Here is a 21,144-nt window from a genome sequence, read left to right as displayed (position 1 = left end):
GCAAGGGCAAAATGGAGACCAAGGCTCCATTTTGAGGTGAGGAAATCCATTTTTCAAAGATGAGATCTTTGAAAAATTAGTTCCGGCCGTCCCCACCACTTAAAATAACGATCAAAAAAAGGAAGTAAAAACATGACATTAACATCTAAACAACGGGCTTTCCTCAACAGCCAAGCCCACAGCCTCAAACCCATTATCCAAATTGGGAAAAATGGGCTCAATGACCAAATCAAAACCAGTGTGCGCCAAGCGCTTGATGCGCGCGAATTGATCAAGGTGACTCTTCTTCAAAATACGGATGAGAATATCCATGAAGTCGCAGAAATCTTGGAAGAAGAAATCGGTGTGGAAACGGTCCAAAAGATTGGTCGGATTCTCATCTTGTTCAAACAATCGAGCAAAAAAGAAAATCGTAAAATTTCAGCGAAGGTAAAAGAAATTTAAGACATCGAGGAGAGCAAACCTATGGCAATTGAACTATTGACTCCTTTTACCAAGGTAGAGTTAGAGCCAGAGATCAAAGACAAGAAACGCAAACAAGTTGGTATTTTGGGTGGAAATTTCAATCCGGTCCACAATGCCCATTTGGTCGTTGCGGATCAAGTGCGCCAACAATTAGGGTTAGATAAGGTGCTCTTGATGCCTGAGTATGAGCCACCGCATGTCGATGCCAAGGGGACGATTGCAGAGCACCATCGCCTTAAGATGCTGGAATTAGCTATTGAAGGCATTGAAGGTCTGGAAATCGAGACGATCGAGCTCGAACGAAAAGGGATTTCCTATACCTACGACACCATGCTCTTGCTCAATGAACGGGATCCAGACACAGATTATTACTTCATCATTGGTGCAGATATGGTGGATTATTTACCAAAATGGCACCGCATCGATGAATTGGTGGAGATTGTGCAATTTGTCGGGGTACAGCGACCACGCTATAAGGCAGGGACTTCTTATCCGGTGATCTGGGTGGATGTTCCTCTAATGGACATCTCCTCTAGTATGGTGCGTGATTTTGTGGCAAAAGGCCGGACGCCGAATTTTATGTTGCCAAAACCAGTCTTGGACTACATCAAGAAAGAAGGATTGTATCAATGACCTATGAAAACTATCTAGGCTTTTCTCGTGAGGTCTTGCTTGAAAAAATGCGTCAAATCCTGCCAGAAAAGCGGCTAACTCACTGTTTAGGGGTTGAGAAGGCTGCGCGTGACTTAGCCAAACGCTATGGGGCTGATGAAGAGCAGGCTGGTCTAGCAGGTTTGTTACATGACTACGCCAAGAAATTATCAGATCAGGAATTTCTGGACTTGATCGATCGCTATGAGCTGGATCCAGCATTAAAAAACTGGGGGAACAATGTCTGGCATGGGATGGTCGGGATTTACAAGATCCAAGAAGACCTCGGACTGACAGATCCAGCCATTCTTCACAGTATTGAGATCCACACCGTGGGGAGTGATCAGATGTCAACCTTAGACAAGATTGTCTATGTGGCAGATTACATTGAGCACAACCGTGCCTTTCCAGGGGTAGAGCAAGCACGTGATATCGCCCAAGTCTCCTTGGATCGTGCCGTGGCCTATGAGACGGCTCGCACAGTCGAACACCTAGCCCACCAAGGATTGCCGATTTATCCCCAAACCCTTGAAACCTATAACGCCTTTGTGAAGTATTTGAAAGAGGAGCAGTGAGTGAAGACAGCTTTTATCATTATTGATGTACAAAATATCTTAGTGGAAACAGGTTTTGAGACAGAAAAGCTCTTAGAGAAGATCGCTTATTTGCAGGATCAGGCTAGAAAACAGCAGGTTGAAATTATCTACATGCAGCATATTGAAACGTCAGAGGCTTTAACTTCGGAAGATTGGCAATTATCTCCTCTGTTGAAAAGACAGGAGAATGAAAAGGTATTTCAGAAGCGATACAATAGCATATTTAAAGAGACAGGATTAAAAGAATACTTGGATCAACAAGGGATTGAACAACTGGTCCTGTGTGGTATGCAGACAGAATATTGTGTCGATACATCCGTCAAAGTGGGGTTTGAATACGGCTACAAGCTGGTCATTCCAGAAGGAGCTGTCACAACCTTTGATGGAGAGGATATTCCGGCAGAAACGCTTAATGAATTTTATGAAAATATTTGGGCAGAACGTTTTGCGGATGTCTTAGATTACAAATCAATTTTTTAAGGAAAGAGGATTACATGAAAGAAAAAGAACTACTTGAACTAGTTGTCAAAGCAGCAGATGAAAAGCGTGCAGAAGACATTGTAGCTTTGGATGTTCAAAGCTTAACCAGCGTGACAGACTACTTTGTCATCGCAAGCTCTATGAATAGCCGTCAATTGGAGGCTATCGCTGAAAATATTCGCGAGAAGGTCGTTGAAGCTGGTGGCAATGCCAGCCACGTCGAAGGTGATTCAGCTGGAGGTTGGGTCCTTCTTGACTTAGGTGGTGTAGTGGTTCATGTCTTCTCAGAAGAAATGCGTGCCCACTATAACCTAGAAAAGCTATGGCACGAAGCAAGTGCTGTCGATCTTTCAGCAGCCCTAGCATAAGCAGGTAAACTCAGTTGGTAGCAACTGAGTTTTGTTGGTTAAATTGAAATTCTATGGAAAGAAAGGATGGGGCCTCGTGTTTGGTTAATTTGATAATTGAACACGAGCTAAAAGCTGTGAGAAAAAGAGTAACTTCCTTTGTATCTGATGATACGGCAGAAAGTTCCCTATTTTCTCTATGCTTTTAACGCTCCTTGTATCTTAGAAAGGATTTGAACCCGTCCTGTACTCCTCGGAAAATAGATAGCACTCCTTGGAGTTTAGCTCCATCGTCGTGCTCCTAATTTTCTATCGGATTACGGATGGACTTGGTATCATGAATATGGCGACTTATGAAACGTTTGCGGCGGTCTACGATGCGGTCATGGATGATAGTCTGTATGACTTATGGACGGATTTTTCCCTCCGTCATCTTCCTAAAAGTAAGGACCGGAAAAAATTACTGGAATTGGCTTGTGGGACAGGGATTCAGTCTGTTCGCTTTTCCAAAGCTGGTTTTGATGTGACAGGATTAGACCTGAGTGCGGATATGCTGAAAATTGCTGAAAAAAGAGCGGCTTCAGCCAAGCAGAAGATTGATTTTATCAAGGGCAATATGCTGGACCTGTCGCAAGCAGGCACTTATGATTTCGTGACCTGCTATTCCGATTCTATCTGCTACATGCAAGACGAGGTAGAAGTAGGGGATGTCTTCAAAGAAGTGTATAATGCCCTTAATGAAGATGGTGTTTTTATCTTTGATGTACATTCGACCTACCAGACAGATGAGGTATTCCCAGGATATTCTTACCACGAGAATGCGGAAGACTTTGCCATGCTCTGGGATACCTATGAGGATGCAGCCCCTCACTCGATCGTCCATGAGCTGACCTTCTTTGTCCAAGAAGAGGATGGCTCCTTTAGTCGCCACGATGAAGTTCATGAGGAACGCACTTATGAAGTTTTAACCTATGACATCTTATTGGAGCAGGCTGGCTTTAAATCTTTCAAATTGTATGCAGACTTTGAGGACAAAGCGCCAACAAAGACCAGCAAACGTTGGTTTTTTGTAGCACAGAAGTAGGATAGCATGACAGTTACAGGTATTATTGCAGAATTTAATCCCTTTCATAATGGACACAAGTACCTGCTGGAACAGGCAGAAGGGCTGAAGATTGTGCTCATGTCTGGGAATTTTGTCCAGCGTGGCGAACCTGCCATTGTAGACAAGTGGACACGTGCTCAGATGGCTTTGGAAAATGGAGCAGATCTGGTGGTCGAGCTCCCCTTTCTCGTGGCTGTTCAGTCGGCTGATCATTTTGCCAAGGGAGCAGTAGAAATCTTGTCCCGTCTAGGAATCGACCAATTGACTTTTGGGACAGAAGAGGTCTTAGATTACCAAGCGATTGCGACTGTTTATTCGGAGAAAGAAGTGGAAATGGAAGCTTTCCTGCGAAGTCTTCCAGAAGATTTATCCTATCCACAAAAGACTCAAAAAATGTGGGAAACCTTTGCTGGAGTGGAGTTCACAGGAGCTACTCCCAATCATATCCTGGGTTTGGCCTATGCCAAGGCTTGTGCTGGGAAGGGAATTGCGCTCAAGGCTATCCAACGTCAAGGTGCAGGCTACCATTCAGAAGAAAAAGAGGTGGCCTATGCTTCTGCGACTAGTCTACGCCTACACAAGGAAGATCAAGACTTTGTCGCTAAATTCATGCCCAATAGCCAACTCTTTCAGTCGGCTCCACAGGTATCTTGGGAGTATTATGACCAACTGCTCCGTTATCAAATCCTAACCCATCCGGATTTGACACAGATTTTTCAAGTCAATGAAGAACTGGCCAATCGGATAAAAGATGCGGTTCGAAGTGCTAGTTCTGTGGAAGACCTGGTGGAGAAAGTCGCAACCAAGCGCTATACCAAAGCACGTGTGCGCCGCATCTTGACCTACATCTTGGTAGGGGCGATGGATCAAGCTCTTCCCTATGCCATTCATGTCTTAGGATTTTCCGCAAAGGGACAAGCTCATCTCAAAGGCTTGAAAAAATCAGTAGAAATCGTGACCCGAATCGGTAAGGAACCTTGGGACAGTTTGACCCAGCAAGCCGATCAGGTGTATCAACTAGGCCATCCCCAATTGCCAGAGCAGATCTGGGGGCGGGTGCCAGTGAGAGTGGAAGATCAATAAGAGGTGAATAGTCGAGCAACTCCAATTGGAAGGATACGCAAAAAACTCTTCCAAGTCTTGTGATTTATGATATAATATAAAAGATTGAAAATAATTTGAAAAAATTTAAGGAGAATCCTCATGGGACGTAAATGGGCCAATATTGTTGCCAAGAAAACTGCCAAAGATGGTGCCAACTCAAAAGTGTATGCTAAATTTGGTGTGGAGATCTATGTAGCTGCTAAAAAGGGTGAACCAGATCCAGAACTAAATACTGCTTTGAGATTCGTTATTGACCGTGCGAAACAAGCGCAAGTGCCAAAGCACGTGATTGATAAAGCGATCGATAAGGCAAAAGGAAACACTGACGAAACCTTTACAGAAGGACGTTACGAAGGATTTGGACCAAATGGTTCGATGTTGATCGTTGATACCTTGACGTCAAACGTCAACCGTACAGCTGCTAATGTCCGTGCTGCTTTTGGTAAAAACGGTGGGAACATGGGAGCTTCCGGTTCTGTATCTTACCTCTTTGACAACAAAGGTGTCATCGTATTTGCTGGTGATGATGCCGATGCGATCTTTGAACTTTTGCTTGAAGCAGATGTTGATGTAGATGATGTCGAAGCAGAAGAAGGAACGATCACAGTCTACACTGCTCCAACTGATCTTCACAAAGCGATCGTTGCTTTGCGTGAATCAGGTGTCGAAGAATTCCAAGTAACAGAATTGGAAATGATTCCTCAATCAGAAGTTGAGTTATCAGGTGAAGATTTGGAAACATTTGAAAAACTTTACAGCGTTCTTGAAGATGACGAGGACGTACAAAAAATCTACACAAACGTAGATGGATTCTAATCACTCATAAGGATTGTAGTGAATCCCATAAATCAAGAAAAAGGATAGCTTCTCAGATCAAGCTATCCTTTTTCTCTGTCTGATGAGGATCTATCTTTTGTAAGTGATGTCCTGTATAAGCGTAAATACGGGTCAGGGGTGATTGGGAGAGTGTGGAAACCTTGAAATAGAAATAATGGTCTCGATGATCCCGACTTTTAGTATGGTGAAGACGAAAGTAGTTTCGCTGGCCTGCTGCCATAGAGTGGAGAATATCGTCTTCTAAAAAGACGAGCGGCGTAGAAGTAGCGGCCCACTTGTAAAAGTCCATCTCAAATTGGTGGTAATTCTCCGAAAAATAATCAAATTGTAATTCGTGTTTAGTCTGAATAGGTTTCATAGGGTGTTTCCTCAGATTCAATAAAAATGATAGAGTCTACGAGGAGACGGTGGTAGTGGCCATCGCTTTTGAGAAGAAGCTCAGAAGCAGATAAGGTGTGAATCGAACCTGTGTAGGTAGCAAATTGATTCCCCTCTAAAGTTGTGATCGAGATCGTCGTTTGTTGTTGAAAGGCCTGCTCCAGGAGCTGGATCTGTTCAGCAAGTGGAAGAACCGTGAGCTGACTACGGTCAATTTCTTTTGTATGTAGGGCGGTTGTGTGCTCAGACAAAAAGAAGCCAGCCCATTTGGCCATGCCACGATCTTGAAATTCGCGGGCGGATTGATAAGGGAGATAAGAACGGTCGATCATGTTAATCCATCTAAGCCTCCTGCGGAATGTCCGCCTGTTAGTTTACTGCGTGCAATGGCGCGTGAGTTTTCTAGTAATGAGGAGCCTTTCTGAAGAGAGGTAAAGCCAAATTGGTCCCGAATGCGGTCAATGGTCTGCTGGAGTTTCTCCTCTTTTTCCAAGGCTACTGGGTCATCAAAGAGAGAAAAGAGTTGAAGAGACTCCTCGACAAGTTCTCCATAAAAAACACCAATCTGCCGAATGGCTCCTCCTTCGTACTTGGAGCGAAAGAGTCGCAGAACCGTATCGGATAAAACCTTGGTGGTTTGGGTGGGCTCAATCTTTTGCTGGCAGTGAATGGACGGAAGCCCCTCGATTTTGGAGTAGGAGGCATGAATGGAGACCAGTTGGGTCTTCTTTTTTTTCCGTCGCAAGCGAATAGCCACCTGTTCAGCCATCTCCCGAAATACCAGTTCAATATCAGCTTGTAGATGGTAGTCATAGGGCAAGATTTGAGAGTTGCCAATGCCTCGTGATTTCGGACGATAAGGCTTGTGGACATTGCTTTCATCAATGCCATGAGAATGAAACCACAGTTGAAGGCCCATGACTCCGAATTCTTTCTTTAAGAGATCTGGGTGAGCCTGGGCCAGTTCAGCAATCGACGTGATCCCGATTTTTTGCAATCGCTTTTCAGTCCGACGTCCAATGCCCCAAAAATCAGTAAGCTGGGGCAGTTTCCAGACCTTACTTTCTACATCTTCATAAGACCAATTGGAGCGCATATTTCGGCAATGCTTGGCTTCATTGTCCAAGGCTAGCTTGGCAAGAAGGGGATTGGCATTGCTGAGGCCGATGGTAGAGTAGATTCCAGTTTCCTGCCAGATCCTTTTTTGGATTCTGGCAGAAAGGAGATCCAATTTTTCCTTTCGAGAGAGGGAGAGATCTGGAATAAAATAATTTAAGGAAGAGGTCAGATCGATAAAGCCTTCGTCAATCGAGTAAGGGAAAATATCATCTGGTGCCGCAAATTCCTGAAAGACTTTTTGAATCTCCATATTGACCTGAATATAGGCATTCATCCGTGGAGGTACAATCAGGGTTCTCTTGGCCCAGGATTCAATGGATGCAATAAAGGCTGGATCTGTGGGCAATCCTTGCTTTTTAGCGACGTAGCTATTAAATTTTCTGGTTTTGAGGTCAAAAGGTAGGTCGTAGCTACGGCTGACATTTTTCTTGCCAAAGACTTGTTTGAAAACGGGAGAGCTCGCCAAAATTAGGCCAGCTGAATTGTCGCTCCGACTCATGACGCAAAGAGAAGTCGTCAAGGGATTGAGCCCTAGACGGACACATTCACAACTGGCATAAAAACTTTTCATATCCACAAAAGCAATATCAGAATGAGGCTCACGTGAATAATCAAATAGCATATTTAAACCTCTAGTGGAAGAAAATGCCCGACCACAATGCCGACGATTTTGGGCTCGTCTTCATAGGGAGCAAATAAATCGTCGTAATCAGGGTTGATGGATTCTAAGCGCAAACCTTCCGCTTCCCGATAGACTTTCTTGATGTAGTTTTTTCCATTCCAGATGAGGGCGTAGACAGCCCCATCATAGTCAAAGCCAGTCTGCTTCATGAGGGCAACAGAGCCATTGGGGTAGAGAGGTTCCATCGAGTTTCCAGATACCCAAGAGGCGAAGTCATGCTGAATCTCTTTGTCAAAATAGACGGTTTCATAGTCCGTTTCGTTATCATAAAAGGTATGTCCTAAACCAGCTGCTAGCTCAATCGAAAGAACCTTATAAGCCGTCAAGGAAACAACTTTTTGCTGCTGTTCCAATAACTGGCTGGCCAATTGGTCAACTTTCTTTTGATGAGGTGGGGTTAATAAAGGGTAGGTGTAGAGTGCAGACTCTTTGTTAATAAAGTAGTCCTCTTTAACGGAGAGGCGCTTGGCCAACCTCCTGAGATTTTTTTCGTGTGGCTCCGCTAAGCCATTCTCCCAACTGGAGTAAGTCTTGCGAGAAATTTTGAGATCCTCGTAGACATCTGCTTGGGTCAGGCCTTTTTCCAGGCGTCTTTCTTTTAGTTTTTTTGCATCAAACATGTCGCTTCTCCTATGTAACGTTTTAAAAGTTACATATAGTTTATCAAAAATAAAATCCTTTTGCAAGAGAAAAATTCCGTTATAAGGTGACGGAAAGGCTTGGAATTTGAATGAAAAAAGAGTATAATCAGTTTTACAACTTCTAACAACGAGGAATTATATGAAAAAAAGTTTTATACACCAACAAAAAGAAATTTCGTTTGTAAAAACGACGTTTACACAATATTTAAAAGATAAATTGGACATCATTGAAGTCCAAGGGCCAATTTTGAGCAAGGTCGGAGACGGGATGCAGGATAACCTTTCTGGGATTGAACACCCAGTATCTGTAAAGGTCCTTCAAATTCCTGATGAGACTTATGAAGTCGTGCATTCACTCGCAAAATGGAAACGCCACACCTTGGCGCGTTTTGGGTTTGGCGAAGGCGAAGGCCTCTTTGTCCACATGAAGGCCCTTCGTCCAGATGAAGATTCACTAGATGCCATTCACTCCGTTTATGTAGACCAATGGGACTGGGAAAAAGTCATCCCAAATGGTCAACGCAATATCGCTTACCTTAAAGAAACAGTTGAAAAGATCTACAAGGCAATTCGCTTAACAGAACTAGCAGTAGAAGCGCGATATGATATTGAATCAGTTCTTCCAAAACAAATTACCTTTGTTCACACAGAAGAATTGGTGGAACGCTATCCAGATTTAACTCCAAAAGAGCGTGAAAATGCTATTGCCAAAGAATTCGGAGCCGTTTTCTTGATCGGGATTGGTGGAGAGCTTGCAGATGGCAAACCACACGATGGACGCGCACCTGACTACGATGACTGGACAACAGAATCTGAAAATGGCTACAAGGGATTGAATGGTGATATCCTTGTATGGAATGATGTCCTAGGTTCAGCCTTTGAGTTGTCTTCAATGGGAATCCGTGTCGATGAGGAAACGCTTCGCCGTCAAATTGCGATTACAGGAGATCAAGATCGTCTCCAATTAGAGTGGCACAAGGCCTTATTAAATGGTCTCTTCCCACTCACAATTGGTGGAGGGATCGGGCAATCTCGTTTGGCTATGTTCTTACTTCGTAAGAAACATATCGGTGAAGTCCAAACCAGTGTCTGGCCTCAATCTGTCCGCGATGAATATGAAAATATCCTATAATGGATGAAAGAGTCGAGCAGAGAGCTCGGCTCTTTTAATTGTCGCTTAACCATATCAAATCGCAATTTTCTGATTTTTTTTGGTATAATGGTCCCTATGAAAATAGTATCTGGAACCTATGGGGGACGTCCCCTCAAAACACTTGAAGGAAAAACAACCAGGCCGACTTCTGATAAGGTCAGAGGGGCCATGTTCAATATGATTGGTCCTTACTTTGATGGTGGAAGAGCGCTGGACCTCTATGCAGGAAGCGGTGGCCTCTCTATCGAAGCAGTTTCTCGAGGCATGTCAGAGGCCGTTCTAGTGGAAAGAGACCGCAGAGCGCAGGAAATTGTGGCAGCCAATATTGCTATGACCAAGGAAAAGGAACGGTTTCAACTACTAAAAATGGAGGCCAAGCAAGCCTTGGGGCTTCTAACGGGCACTTTTGATCTGGTTTTCTTAGACCCGCCTTATGCCAAGGAAGAGATTGTCCGCGATATCGAAACCTTGTGCGAGCGTCAACTCTTGTCAGAAAACATCATGATTGTGTGCGAAACCGATAAACATGTAGAACTTCCTGAGGAAATCGGACAAGTGGGAATCTGGAAAGAAAAAATCTATGGAATTAGTAAGGTAACAGTATATGTCAGATAGAACTGGATTGTTTACAGGATCGTTTGATCCGATTACCATTGGGCATGTGCAATTGATCGAGCGAGCTAGTCGCTTGTTTGACCGTGTCTATGTCGGAATTTTTTATAATCCGGAAAAAGTCGGGCTTTTTTCCATTGAGCAGCGCGTGCGCATGGTAGAAGGGGCTTTGGCTCATTTGGAAAATGTTGAAATTGTGACGTCAACTCAAGAATTGGCTGTGACAGTGGCACGTAATCTTGGTGTGGTGACCTTGATCCGGGGATTGCGCAATGCACAGGATCTGGTTTACGAAGCCAATATGGATTATTTTAACCACCAGTTGGCACCTGAATTGGAGACTATTTATCTCTATGCCCAGCCTCCTTACCAGGCCATTAGTTCGACGCGTATTCGAGAGTTGCTGGCTTTTCAGCAGGATATCTCACCTTATGTCCCAGAGAGTGTAATGGAGGAAATTAAAGATGACCCAAGCGAATAAACCAAGCTTGACCCCTAAAAAGAAAAAAGGACGGTTGAAAGAATACCGATGGCCGATTGCAGGAGTTCTTTTCTTGCTTCTCTTGCTAGCTGCTTTTGTGATCCGCCTTCCCTATTATATTGAGATGCCGGGAACGGCAGAAGATATTCGATCCGTCATGACAGTGGATGGAAAAATAGATACCAAGTCAGGATCTTATGATTTTGTAACCGTGGCAGTGAAAGAAGCGACCCCGGCTGATTTGATCTATGCTTGGGCAACGCCTTTTACAGACATCTATTCTGCCAAGGATATGACCGGTGGTAGTTCGAGCCAAGAATTCACGCGGATTAACCAATTCTATATGGAAACCTCGCAAAATATGGCCATCTACCAAGGGTTAAAGACAGCTGGAAAAGAAACCCAGATGGACTTTCTAGGAGTCTATGTCATGCAGGTGGCAGATGACTCGACCTTTAAAGGAGTCTTGAACATTGCGGATACCGTCACCGGTGTGAATGGCAAGACCTTTAAGAGTTCCAAAGAATTGATTGACTATGTTGGTTCTCAAAAAATTGGCGACCCTGTTTCGGTGACCTATATAGAGGATGGACAAACCAAGACCGCAGACGGAAAGATCATCAAATTGTCCAATGGGAAAAACGGAATCGGAATTAGCCTGATCGACCGGACTGAAGCCAAAGGCGATGTTCCTGTACAGTTTGCGACCCAAGGGATTGGTGGACCAAGTGCCGGCATGATGTTTAGCCTAGCTATCTACACCCAAGTGGCTGATCCAGATCTTCGTCAGGGACGCCATATTGCAGGGACAGGAACCATTAACCAAGATGGAACGGTTGGCGACATCGGTGGGATTGACAAGAAAGTCGTCGCAGCCGATAAAGAAGGAGCAGAAATTTTCTTTGCCCCTAATAATCCTGTTTCCAAAGAAGAAAAGAAAGCCAATCCCAAGGCCAAATCAAACTATGAAACAGCGAAAGAAGCAGCGAAACAAATTCATTCGAAGATGAAAATTGTCCCCGTCAAAACCCTTCAAGACGCTATTGATTATTTGAAGAAGAATTAGAAGTATCTTGTTAGATCAGTCTCGTACTTGAAAGTACGAGGTAGAGTTGGCAGATAGGAAGATTCACCTTCTAATCAAATTCAAGTTTTTGCTTATCAATCTCTCTATTTTTAGAGGGATTTTTTCTTTATACTGGTATCAGAAAGAAAGGGAGGTAGTGAAATGATTCAAACCAGTTTGTTTTCCATTTCAGTATTCTTAGCGGGAGTTCTATCCTTTTTCTCCCCATGCATTTTGCCACTGATGCCAGTCTATGTAGGGATTCTATTGGATTCTGAACGTGTGAAAACTGTTCGGATTTTTGGAAGAGATATTTCTTGGTACGGCTTGGTGAAGACTCTTTGTTTTATTGCAGGCCTATCAACTGTTTTCCTGATTCTAGGATACGGTGCAGGGGCCCTTGGCCAGGTGCTTTATGCTACATGGTTCCGTTACCTACTAGGAGGGATTGTCATCTTATTGGGAATCCATCAGATGGGCCTCATCAATCTTCAGCAACTCCAAAAACAAAAGAGTATCCAACTGAAGAAGGATGAAAAACGCAATGAATTCTTCAACGCTTTTCTGATAGGGGTCACCTTCAGTTTTGGTTGGACCCCTTGTGTCGGACCAGTTTTGAGTTCTGTTTTAGCCATTGCCGCTTCTGGAGGAGATGGTGCTTTACAAGGCGCTCTCCTGATGCTGGTCTATACATTAGGCTTGGCTCTGCCTTTCTTGCTTTTGGCCTTGGCTTCTAGCTGGGTTCTACAACATTTTGCTAAACTCAAGCCCCATATGGGAACCTTGAAAAAAATTGGTGGTGCCCTCATCATCTTGATGGGCATCTTGCTGATGCTAGGAAATCTTAATAGCCTCGCATCTTTGTTTCACTAATCTTAAATGATTAAAGGAGAAAAATCATGAAAAAAATTCTTGCACTTTCTATTGCTACACTTAGCATCGTCACTTTAGCAGCTTGTTCTGGTCAAAAATCGGATTCAGACATGAAAAAAACGGACGATAGTAGTATGATGAAGAAGGACGATATGAAGAAGGACGATATGAAGAAGGATGACATGAAGGATTCATCCATGTCCGATGATAAAATGAAAAAAGAAGACATGAAAGATTCATCTATGATGTCTGACAGCAGTTCTGAAATGAAGGACGATATGAAAAAAGATGAGATGAAATCTAGCGATTCAGAAATGAAAGACGAAAAGAGTGGATCATCGGATATGAAATCAGACAAGGAATAAAAGAAGGGAGAGGTCATCTGAGGATGACTTTCTCCTTGTTTAAAGAGGTGATAATGATGAAAAAATTAGCTTTAGTAGCTGCAGGAATCTTGTGTACTGGACTTTTGGGGGCTTGTTCGAGTCAAGGAATGGCTACTTCCAATAAGGACATTAGCCAACAAACAGCCAAAGCTGGGGCTAGGCAAGCATCTGGCAAGAAAGTGAAGGAGTTTAACCTGCAAGGAGTGGATGGCAAGACCTACCGCTTATCCGATTACAAGGGAAAGAAAGTTTACCTCAAATTTTGGGCTTCCTGGTGCTCTATTTGCCTGTCGACATTAGAGGATACCAATGAGTTGGCAAAAGAAGAGTCAGGTAAGGATTATGTGGTTTTATCCGTTGTAGCTCCAACCTTTAATGGCGAAAAATCAGCAGCAGATTTCAAAAATTGGTACCAATCTTTGGATTACAAGGATTTCCCAGTTTTGCTAGATAGTAAAGGGGAGCTACTAAAAGAGTATGGGATTCGTTCTTATCCATCGGCCCTCTTTATTGCAAGCGATGGAACTCTCGCTAAGACCCATATCGGTTATATGAGCAAGGAAGACATCGTCCAGACTCTAAAAGAAATGAAGTAAGGAGGACATAAAATGGAAACAAAATGGAAACTCATTTCCATTCTTTTAGTGGGGCTATTTTGTTTTGGAATCTTTTTCCTTGTCAAAGGATCCATGGCCTTGGATACATCAGATGCGACGACTGAACAGATCAAAAAAGCGTCCATGAGTCAGACACCAGTAGCAAACAAAAAGCAGGAAGAAAAAGTCAATCCAGAAGACCAACGAGAAATCTATCTAGCTGGTGGTTGCTTCTGGGGCGTAGAGGAATATTTCTCACGTGTTCCAGGTGTGATTGATGCCGTATCAGGCTATGCCAATGGAAAGGGAGAAACGACCAAGTATGAATTGGTCCCTCAAACAGGCCATGCTGAAACAGTTCATATCACTTACAATGTCAAGAAGGTGTCTCTGAAAGAATTGCTCCTGCATTATTTCCGGATTATCGACCCAACGTCGAAGAATCGTCAAGGAAATGATCAAGGGACTCAATACCGAACAGGTGTCTATTATGTCTCCCAAGAAGATCTTCCAACCATTAATCAAGTTTTTGAAGAAGAAGCAAAAAAATACGACAAACCGTTAGCAGTGGAAAAAGAGCCACTGACCAATTTCATCAAGGCTGAGGACTACCACCAGGATTATCTAAAGAAACATCCGAATGGGTACTGCCATATCGATGTCAATCAGGCTTCTTATCCTGTTATTGATGCTAGTCGCTACTCTAAGCCAAGCGATGAGGAAATCAAAAAGAAGTTATCTCCTGAAGAGTATGCGGTGACACAAAAAAATGATACCGAACGGGCCTTCTCCAATCGTTACTGGGATCAGTTTGATGCCGGTATTTATGTAGATGTCGTGACCGGTGAGCCGCTCTTTTCCTCTAAGGATAAATTTGATTCTGGTTGTGGTTGGCCAAGTTTCAGTCGGCCTATTAGTCCTGATGTGGCCATCTATAAGGAGGATAAGAGTTTCAATATGACTCGGACAGAAGTTCGGAGCCGTGTAGGAAATTCTCATCTGGGCCATGTTTTTACCGATGGTCCCAAGGAAAAAGGCGGCCTTCGCTATTGCATCAATAGTTTGTCTATTACCTTCATTCCCAAAGCAGAAATGAAAGAAAAGGGCTACGGTTATTTATTGGACTACGTCTGAGACATTTGGAACCATAATTTGCTATAATAAGTATAGCAAAGACAAGTAGGTGAAAGACATGTATGCGATCATGATTGTGGAAGATGAAGAGCTTATCCGGCAGGGACTGACTTCCTTAGTGGATTATGAACAGTTTGGAATGACCGTCATCAACCAGGCAGAAAATGGCCGTGAGGCCTGGGAGAAGTTTCAAGAGCAACCAGCCGACATCCTTCTAACTGATATCAATATGCCACAAATGAACGGCTTGGATCTGGCCCATCTCGTCAAAGAGAAGTCTCCGTCTTGTCATATCATTTTTTTGACAGGTTATGATGACTTTGAGTTTGCGAGGAAAGCCATCAAGTTAGGTGCAGATGATTATTTGCTGAAGCCTTTTTCAAAAGATGATATTGAAGAGATGTTAGCAAAGGTGAAGGGAAAACTCGATCAAGAGCGAAAAAAGGCGCAAGTCGAAGATTTGGTCAGTCATGGTTATTCGACAGACTTGGAAGAAGCCATTCATGCTCGTTTAGCAGATTCCCAGTTAACCCTAAAGGATTTGGCCTATCAACTTGGTTTTAGTGCCTCTTATCTAAGTGTATTGATCAAGAAAAAATTGGGACTCCCCTTCCAAGACTACCTCATTCAAGAGCGAATGAAGAAGGCTCAACTCTTGCTTCTCACGACAGATCTAAAGATTTATGAGATCGCCGATCAGGTTGGTTTTGAAGATATGAACTATTTTTCTCAACGCTTTAAGCAGGTTGTTGGGGTGACACCAAGGCAGTACAAAAAAGGAGAGCATGAATGAAACGATACCCCTTGCTGGTTCAGCTGGTCCTCTACTTTTTTCTCTTCATTCTCCTCCTTTTTGGTCTTATTGGTAGCCTTTACTATCAAACGAGTTCAGGGACGATCCGCCAGCAAACAGAGCGGACGACAAGAAATAGTATCGATCAAAGCAGTCAGTTTATCACCTCCTATCTAAAAAAATTAAAGCAGACCACCACGGTTCTTAGCAAAGAGCAGGCTGTTCGCCAATTTGCACAAGACAAGAGTGCGAATCAAGAAACGGTTCAACACCTGATGCGAACGATGATTGAAACGGATCCGGACCTAGTCTCAGCGGTCTTGGTGACCAAGGATGGACGTCTGGTAGCGACAGATTCCAAAATCAGCATGCAGACTTCCTCAGATATGATGAATGAAAGTTGGTATCAAGAGGCGATTAAGGAAAGAGCCATGCCAGTTTTGACGCCAGCTCGAAAGGAATCCTTGACTTCGGAAAAAGAAAAATGGGTGGTTTCTATTACCCAAGAAGTGGTCGATCAGACTGGCCAAAATCTCGGAGTAGTACGCTTGGATATTGGTTACGATAGCCTTCAGGCTTACTTGGATCACCTTCAACTAGGGAAACAAGGCTTTAGTTTTATCATTAATCAAAAGCATGAGTTTGTCTACCATCCTAAAAAGGCGGTCTATTCCTCCAGCCAAGAAATGCAGGCTATGCAGCCCTATATTGCTGTGAAAGATGGTTATGGCAAAGGAGGGAAGAATTTTATCTATCAGGTTCCGATTCCAGATAGCGATTGGACCTTGATTGGAGTGGCTTCACTTGAAGGACTTCAGATGCTGCAGTCGCAGCTCCTATACTCTTTCATTGGTCTAGGATTGCTAGCTTTGATCATGTGTTTGATAGGGATCAGCTTTGTTCTGCGTTTGTGGATCAAACCCTTACGAGACCTTCAGACCATCATTTTGAGGATTGGAGCAGGAGATGCTCACGTGAGGGCTGCAGCCAAAGGATCTCCAGAATTGGTGGACCTCGCTCAAGCGTTTAATGCCATGTTGGACCAAATCGATCACCTTATGCAACAGGTCAAGGAAGAGGAGCAGAACGCACGGCGTTACGAGTTGCGGGCACTTTCGGCTCAGATTAATCCGCATTTTCTCTACAATACCTTGGATACGATTGTCTGGATGGCGGAGTTTAATGATAGTCGGCGGGTGGTTGACATCACCAAGTCTCTGGCTCAATATTTTCGACTAGCTCTCAACCAAGGCCAGGAACAAATCCTACTGAGAGATGAAATTGACCATGTCCGCCAGTATCTTTTCATTCAAAAACAACGTTATGGTGAAAAGCTCAACTATGAAATTCTAGAAGATGAACGGTTGGGCGACTATCAGCTTCCTAAATTGGTACTTCAACCCTTAGTGGAAAATGCGATTTACCATGGCATTAAAGAGATCGATCGGCCAGGTCTCATTCGAGTGACAACTGAAGTCAGTGGAAACTCCGCCTGCGTATCGATTTTTGACAATGGACGAGGGTTTGACCGATCAGAATCAACAGCCCAAACCCTTCTTCGTTTAGGAGGTGTTGGCTTGAACAATGTGGACCAACGATTGCATCTTCAATTTGGCGAAGCCTATCATATGGAGATTGATTCTAAGGCCAATAGCTATACGAAAATCACACTTTATTTGCCACTTTCATCTGGCGATGAATCTTCATAGAGACAAAGATTGCCTTCTTTGTCTCTTTTTGCTGTCAAAGGAATTTCAACTCTTTTCTAGTCAAATCTGACGCAAGTCATCAAATTTATGATAGAATAAAGTGTTACAGTAAATAGATTTTGATGAAGGAACACTATGCGAAAAGAGATTGACCCTGAATTATATAATTACAATAAATTTCCTGGACCTGTGTTTCGTCAGGTGGGAGACCAGATCCTTTCAGAAAACCTCTCCTTTGAGCTGTTGAAAAATGAGAAGGAAGCATTTGATGCGACCGTTTTTGGTCAACGATTTTCTGAGATTTTAACCAAGTTTGATTACATTGTTGGTGATTGGAGCAATGAGCAGTTGCGCTTGCGTGGCTTCTATAAGGAAGAACGCGATGTTGCAACGATGGATAAACTAAGTCGCTTAGACGATTATTTGTTAGAATATTGTAGCTATGGTTGTGCTTATTTTGTCCTTGAAAATAAGGAGCCTCATCGTGCTTCCTTTGATAAGAAATCACCGGTTAAAAAAGCTCAATCAGAAGAAAGAGAGCCTAAGAAGCGTTCGCGCAATCGCAAACAAAAAGATCGTTTCCAAAAACGAGAACGCGACAAGGGACAGTCAACGAATAACTCGAAAAAAACAAGACCGTCTGCTGAAACTAAAAAAACAACGAAGACGAACAACAAACGTCATTTTGTGATTCGTCAAAAAGAGGAGTAAGAAAGAATGAAACCATCCATTTATAGTTTAACACGCCAAGAGATGATTGATTGGGCGGAAGAAAATGGCGAAAAGAAATTCCGTGCAGCCCAAATCTGGGAATGGCTCTATCGTAAACGTGTCCAGTCTTTCGAAGAAATGACCAACCTTTCTAAGGACTTAATTGCGAAGTTAAATGATCAATTCGTCGTCAACCCACTCAAGCAACGGATCGTGCAAGAGTCAGCAGATGGAACGGTCAAGTATCTTTTTGAATTGCCAGATGGCATGTTGATTGAAACCGTCTTGATGCGTCAGCACTATGGTTTATCTGTTTGTGTAACGACTCAGGTCGGATGCAATATCGGTTGTACCTTCTGTGCTTCAGGTTTGATCAAAAAACAACGCGATTTGAACAATGGGGAAATCGTGTCTCAAATCATGTTGGTCCAAAAATACTTTGACGAACGGGGTCAAGATGAACGGGTCAGCCATATCGTTGTCATGGGGATCGGAGAACCATTTGACAACTATAACAACGTCTTGAAATTTATCCGGACCGTCAACGATGATAAGGGGCTAGCGATTGGGGCTCGCCATATTACCGTATCAACTTCTGGTTTGGCCCATAAAATTCGCGACTTTGCAAATGAAGGTGTGCAGGTCAATTTGGCAGTGTCTCTACATGCTCCAAACAACGACTTGCGCTCTAGCATCATGAAGATCAACCGGGCTTTCCCAATTGAAAAATTATTTGCAGCGATTGAATACTATATCGAGACCACGAACCGTCGGGTGACTTTTGAGTACATCATGTTGAATGAAGTCAATGATGGGGTTGAGCAAGCCTTAGAGTTGGCAGAATTGCTCAAGAATATCAAGAAATTGTCTTATGTTAACTTGATTCCTTACAATCCTGTCAGTGAACATGACCAATATAGCCGGAGTCCAAAAGAACGGGTTATGGCCTTCTATGATACCTTGAAAAAACAAGGTGTCAACTGTGTGGTGCGTCAAGAGCACGGTACAGATATTGATGCTGCCTGTGGCCAATTGCGTTCCAATACGATGAAACGGGATCGGGAGAAAGCGATTGTTGAACATGCACAACCTTAAACGAGGGCTGATCGATCATACGGAACTAACAAAGAGAGGAAGAAGGCTGTTACAGAGTGGCAGCTTCTTCTATTTTATCCTCTTGTGCCTAATGTGCTTTTTGCCTCAACATCCAGAGCCAGGTATGGAAATACCGGGTATTCAACATTTCGGTCGTATTGTCGTCCTGCTGGTTCCTCTTAACTCACTAATGAATCTTGGCCAGATCACCAGTGTCATCCAACTCATTAAGGTCATTCTCCAAAACGTAGCCAATGTCTTTTTGTTAAGTCCGCTGGTCTTTCAACTTCTCTGGCTATGGCCCTGGTTGAGGAGTCGCAAACGGGTCTTGTTCTTCGGCTTTGCCATGAGCTTGTGGATTGAATCTAGCCAAGTGCTCTTAGATCTTTTGTTTGATGCCAATCGTGTCTTTGAGCTAGATGATTTGTGGACCAATACCTTAGGGTCTTACTTGGCTTATCTAGTATTTCAGTATCTCCGAGCACGATTGCTAGCCAAAAATGGGGAAATGTAAAATCCGAACATTTTAGCGCCTTTTTAAAATTTTTGTTGACAAAATCAGAAGCGGGAGCTATAATAGCTTCAAGACATCAGAAAAGTAGAGATTTTTCTCACTTCCAGGGAGCTTGTGGTGATTGCGAACAAGCAGTGGTGAATCTTGAAATGGGCTGATGTGTTTATGATGATGAATTTGAAACAATAAAAATTCGGTGAGCACACCTTATCGTGCACCCTGTTGCTAGACAGGTCAGAGATGTAGGAGAAGAATAGCTTCCTACAATAGAGGTGGCACCGCGGTATCGAATCGTCCTCACACAGATTTTTCTGTGTGAGGTTTTTTGTATCTCAAAGGAATTCAGTGAGACTGCAGCTCAAAGGGCCAGCGAGAGAAAAAAGATCATAAACAGGATTGAATATATAGAAAAGAGGATACAATCATGACAGAAACAAAAGGCTATTTCGGACAATTTGGTGGATCTTTCGTACCAGAACCCATTCAAAACTTGCTCAATCAATTAGAGGAAACCTTTGAACAGTATAAAAATGACCCAGAATTTATCGCAGAATACAAACATTATTTGAAAGATTATTCTGGACGGGAAACTCCGCTCTACTTTGCGGAAAGTTTGACAGAACATTTAGGTGGGGCAAAAATTTATTTGAAGCGCGAAGATCTGAATCACCTAGGTTCGCACAAGTTAAATAACGTCTTGGGGCAAATCCTCTTGGCCAAACGCATGGGCAAAACGCGCGTGATTGCCGAAACAGGAGCTGGTCAACACGGTGTAGCTACAGCAGCTGCGGCAGCTAAGTTTGGCATGGCCTGTGATGTCTACATGGGGGCAGAAGACGTGGAACGCCAACGTCTCAATGTCTTCCGTATGGAAATGATGGGGGCAACCGTCCATGCGGTTGAAACAGGAACTAAGACCTTAAAAGACGCTGTTGATGCTGCTTTTGGAGCATGGATGGCAGATCTGGATGCTTTTTATGTCTTGGGTTCTGCTGTTGGTCCTCACCCCTACCCAACCATTGTCCATGAATTCCAAAAAGTGATCAGTGAAGAATCTAAACGCCAAATCTTGGAAAAAGAAGGTCGTTTGCCGGATTATGTGATTGCCTGTGTCGGTGGAGGATCCAATGCTATTGGTGCCTTCTCCCAATATGTAGGTGATGAAGAAGTCAAATTGGTCGGTGTTGAAGCGGCAGGCCATGGTTTGGATACAGATCAGCACGCAGCGACCATGACCAAGGGGACTGTTGGAGTTGTCGATGGCATGAAGACCTATGCGGTCTTTGGCGAAGATGGGAAAGTAGCACCAGTGTACTCAATCTCTGCTGGTTTGGACTACCCAGGGGTTGGTCCAGAGCATGCTTTCTTTAAAGACTCTGGTCGTGTCGAATATGTAGCAGCGACAGATGATGAAGCAGTTCAAGCGCTTCTTCTTCTCAGTAAGACAGAAGGGATCCTCCCAGCCATCGAAAGCTCTCACGCGATTGCAGAAGCGGTCAAACGTGCTCCACAATTGGACAAAGACAAGATCATCATCATCAATGTTTCTGGACGTGGGGACAAGGACGTAGCTGCTATTGCCGATTATTTGGAAGCAAAAGCTGCAAAATAAGAAG

At 43.5% G+C, this 21,144-nt stretch carries 26 protein-coding genes and 1 other annotated feature; of the genes, 22 read left to right on the top strand and 4 right to left on the bottom strand.

Annotated elements, in window-relative coordinates; all coding sequences use genetic code 11:
- Positions 1-132: 132 nt before the first annotated feature.
- The 8 genes from yhbY to K1I56_RS08590 all read left to right on the top strand — a co-directional run bounded on the left by yhbY (position 133) and on the right by K1I56_RS08590 (position 5,564).
- Positions 133-444 (top strand): ribosome assembly RNA-binding protein YhbY, encoded by a 312-nt coding sequence (gene yhbY, locus K1I56_RS08625; RefSeq protein WP_003005853.1) that lies wholly within the window; start codon positions 133-135, stop codon positions 442-444.
- 21 nt (positions 445-465) lie between these two features.
- A complete protein-coding gene (locus K1I56_RS08620) occupies positions 466-1,098 on the top strand; it encodes a nicotinate-nucleotide adenylyltransferase (protein WP_003012335.1) in 633 nt (210 codons plus the stop codon).
- Complete coding sequence (yqeK, locus tag K1I56_RS08615; RefSeq protein ID WP_223325769.1) at positions 1,095-1,691, top strand: bis(5'-nucleosyl)-tetraphosphatase (symmetrical) YqeK; 597 nt, start codon at positions 1,095-1,097, stop codon at positions 1,689-1,691. The genes K1I56_RS08620 and yqeK overlap by 4 nt, the downstream gene beginning before the upstream one ends.
- Positions 1,692-2,192 (top strand): cysteine hydrolase family protein, encoded by a 501-nt coding sequence (locus K1I56_RS08610; protein WP_223325768.1) that lies wholly within the window; start codon positions 1,692-1,694, stop codon positions 2,190-2,192.
- A gap of 14 nt (positions 2,193-2,206) precedes the next feature.
- Positions 2,207-2,560, top strand: coding sequence for a ribosome silencing factor (gene rsfS, locus K1I56_RS08605; RefSeq protein ID WP_003014310.1), 354 nt, complete (start codon positions 2,207-2,209; stop codon positions 2,558-2,560).
- Positions 2,561-2,882: 322 nt separating this feature from the next.
- Complete coding sequence (locus K1I56_RS08600) at positions 2,883-3,623, top strand: class I SAM-dependent DNA methyltransferase (RefSeq protein WP_311626171.1); 741 nt, start codon at positions 2,883-2,885, stop codon at positions 3,621-3,623.
- Between the two features lie 6 nt (positions 3,624-3,629).
- Complete coding sequence (locus K1I56_RS08595; protein ID WP_223325767.1) at positions 3,630-4,727, top strand: nucleotidyltransferase; 1,098 nt, start codon at positions 3,630-3,632, stop codon at positions 4,725-4,727.
- Between the two features lie 120 nt (positions 4,728-4,847).
- Positions 4,848-5,564 carry a YebC/PmpR family DNA-binding transcriptional regulator gene (locus K1I56_RS08590; RefSeq protein WP_003005873.1) on the top strand — a complete coding sequence of 239 codons (717 nt, stop codon included), beginning with the start codon at positions 4,848-4,850 and terminating at the stop codon, positions 5,562-5,564.
- Between the two features lie 52 nt (positions 5,565-5,616).
- Here K1I56_RS08590 and K1I56_RS08585 read toward each other — a convergent pair whose 3' ends face one another.
- Genes K1I56_RS08585 through K1I56_RS08570 form a run of 4 tightly spaced genes read right to left on the bottom strand, consistent with a single transcriptional unit; the run spans position 5,617 to position 8,384 of the window.
- On the bottom strand, positions 5,617-5,943 hold the full coding sequence (locus K1I56_RS08585; protein ID WP_003005875.1) for a DUF5960 family protein: 327 nt from the start codon (positions 5,941-5,943) through the stop codon (positions 5,617-5,619).
- Positions 5,924-6,295 carry a hypothetical protein gene (locus tag K1I56_RS08580; protein WP_049498860.1) on the bottom strand — a complete coding sequence of 124 codons (372 nt, stop codon included), beginning with the start codon at positions 6,293-6,295 and terminating at the stop codon, positions 5,924-5,926. Before K1I56_RS08580 ends, K1I56_RS08585 begins: the two co-directional genes overlap by 20 nt.
- Positions 6,292-7,704: a Y-family DNA polymerase gene (locus K1I56_RS08575; RefSeq protein ID WP_223325766.1), complete on the bottom strand. Its 1,413-nt coding sequence runs from the start codon at positions 7,702-7,704 to the stop codon at positions 6,292-6,294. Before K1I56_RS08575 ends, K1I56_RS08580 begins: the two co-directional genes overlap by 4 nt.
- 2 nt (positions 7,705-7,706) lie before the next feature.
- A complete protein-coding gene (locus tag K1I56_RS08570; protein ID WP_223325765.1) occupies positions 7,707-8,384 on the bottom strand; it encodes a helix-turn-helix domain-containing protein in 678 nt (225 codons plus the stop codon).
- 160 nt (positions 8,385-8,544) lie between these two features.
- Between K1I56_RS08570 and asnA the strand changes: the two genes are divergently transcribed.
- The 14 genes from asnA (at position 8,545) to trpB (ending at position 21,140) form a co-directional block, all read left to right on the top strand.
- Entirely contained in the window at positions 8,545-9,537 is a 993-nt protein-coding gene (gene asnA / locus K1I56_RS08565; RefSeq protein WP_049514189.1) for an aspartate--ammonia ligase, read from the top strand.
- A 96-nt stretch (positions 9,538-9,633) separates the two neighbouring features.
- The gene (gene rsmD / locus K1I56_RS08560; protein ID WP_223325764.1) at positions 9,634-10,173 is read left to right on the top strand and encodes a 16S rRNA (guanine(966)-N(2))-methyltransferase RsmD; all 540 of its coding nucleotides are present in this window, start codon (positions 9,634-9,636) and stop codon (positions 10,171-10,173) included.
- Positions 10,163-10,651, top strand: a complete 489-nt coding sequence (coaD, locus tag K1I56_RS08555) for a pantetheine-phosphate adenylyltransferase (protein WP_223325763.1) — start codon at positions 10,163-10,165, stop codon at positions 10,649-10,651. The genes rsmD and coaD overlap by 11 nt, the downstream gene beginning before the upstream one ends.
- Entirely contained in the window at positions 10,635-11,717 is a 1,083-nt protein-coding gene (locus tag K1I56_RS08550) for a SepM family pheromone-processing serine protease (RefSeq protein ID WP_201037357.1), read from the top strand. Before coaD ends, K1I56_RS08550 begins: the two co-directional genes overlap by 17 nt.
- Before the next feature lie 162 nt (positions 11,718-11,879).
- Positions 11,880-12,590, top strand: a complete 711-nt coding sequence (gene ccdA2, locus K1I56_RS08545) for a thiol-disulfide oxidoreductase-associated membrane protein CcdA2 (protein ID WP_201037356.1) — start codon at positions 11,880-11,882, stop codon at positions 12,588-12,590.
- Between the two features lie 26 nt (positions 12,591-12,616).
- On the top strand, positions 12,617-12,955 hold the full coding sequence (locus K1I56_RS08540) for a hypothetical protein (RefSeq protein WP_070589645.1): 339 nt from the start codon (positions 12,617-12,619) through the stop codon (positions 12,953-12,955).
- Between the two features lie 56 nt (positions 12,956-13,011).
- Positions 13,012-13,572, top strand: a complete 561-nt coding sequence (locus tag K1I56_RS08535; RefSeq protein ID WP_155200254.1) for a redoxin family protein — start codon at positions 13,012-13,014, stop codon at positions 13,570-13,572.
- Between the two features lie 12 nt (positions 13,573-13,584).
- Positions 13,585-14,706, top strand: coding sequence for a peptide-methionine (R)-S-oxide reductase MsrB (gene msrB / locus K1I56_RS08530; RefSeq protein ID WP_201037355.1), 1,122 nt, complete (start codon positions 13,585-13,587; stop codon positions 14,704-14,706).
- A gap of 58 nt (positions 14,707-14,764) precedes the next feature.
- Entirely contained in the window at positions 14,765-15,499 is a 735-nt protein-coding gene (locus tag K1I56_RS08525) for a response regulator transcription factor (protein WP_223325774.1), read from the top strand.
- The gene (locus K1I56_RS08520) at positions 15,496-17,208 is read left to right on the top strand and encodes a cache domain-containing sensor histidine kinase (RefSeq protein ID WP_223325762.1); all 1,713 of its coding nucleotides are present in this window, start codon (positions 15,496-15,498) and stop codon (positions 17,206-17,208) included. The genes K1I56_RS08525 and K1I56_RS08520 overlap by 4 nt, the downstream gene beginning before the upstream one ends.
- Positions 17,209-17,343: 135 nt before the next feature.
- Positions 17,344-17,919, top strand: a complete 576-nt coding sequence (locus K1I56_RS08515) for a YutD family protein (RefSeq protein WP_003005915.1) — start codon at positions 17,344-17,346, stop codon at positions 17,917-17,919.
- Positions 17,920-17,925: 6 nt separating this feature from the next.
- On the top strand, positions 17,926-19,014 hold the full coding sequence (rlmN, locus tag K1I56_RS08510; protein WP_049514207.1) for a dual-specificity RNA methyltransferase RlmN: 1,089 nt from the start codon (positions 17,926-17,928) through the stop codon (positions 19,012-19,014).
- Entirely contained in the window at positions 19,001-19,528 is a 528-nt protein-coding gene (locus K1I56_RS08505) for a VanZ family protein (RefSeq protein WP_223325761.1), read from the top strand. The genes rlmN and K1I56_RS08505 overlap by 14 nt, the downstream gene beginning before the upstream one ends.
- Positions 19,529-19,595: 67 nt before the next feature.
- Positions 19,596-19,830: a binding site (T-box leader), on the top strand.
- Between the two features lie 122 nt (positions 19,831-19,952).
- The gene (trpB, locus tag K1I56_RS08500; RefSeq protein ID WP_223325760.1) at positions 19,953-21,140 is read left to right on the top strand and encodes a tryptophan synthase subunit beta; all 1,188 of its coding nucleotides are present in this window, start codon (positions 19,953-19,955) and stop codon (positions 21,138-21,140) included.
- Positions 21,141-21,144 lie beyond the last annotated feature (4 nt).

The sequence above is a fragment of the Streptococcus parasanguinis genome, from assembly GCF_019929185.1.
GTDB classification, from domain to species: Bacteria; Bacillota; Bacilli; order Lactobacillales; family Streptococcaceae; genus Streptococcus; species Streptococcus parasanguinis_O.
The sequence above is the reverse complement of the archived record's forward strand: the minus strand, read 5'-3'. Positions and strand labels throughout refer to the sequence as shown.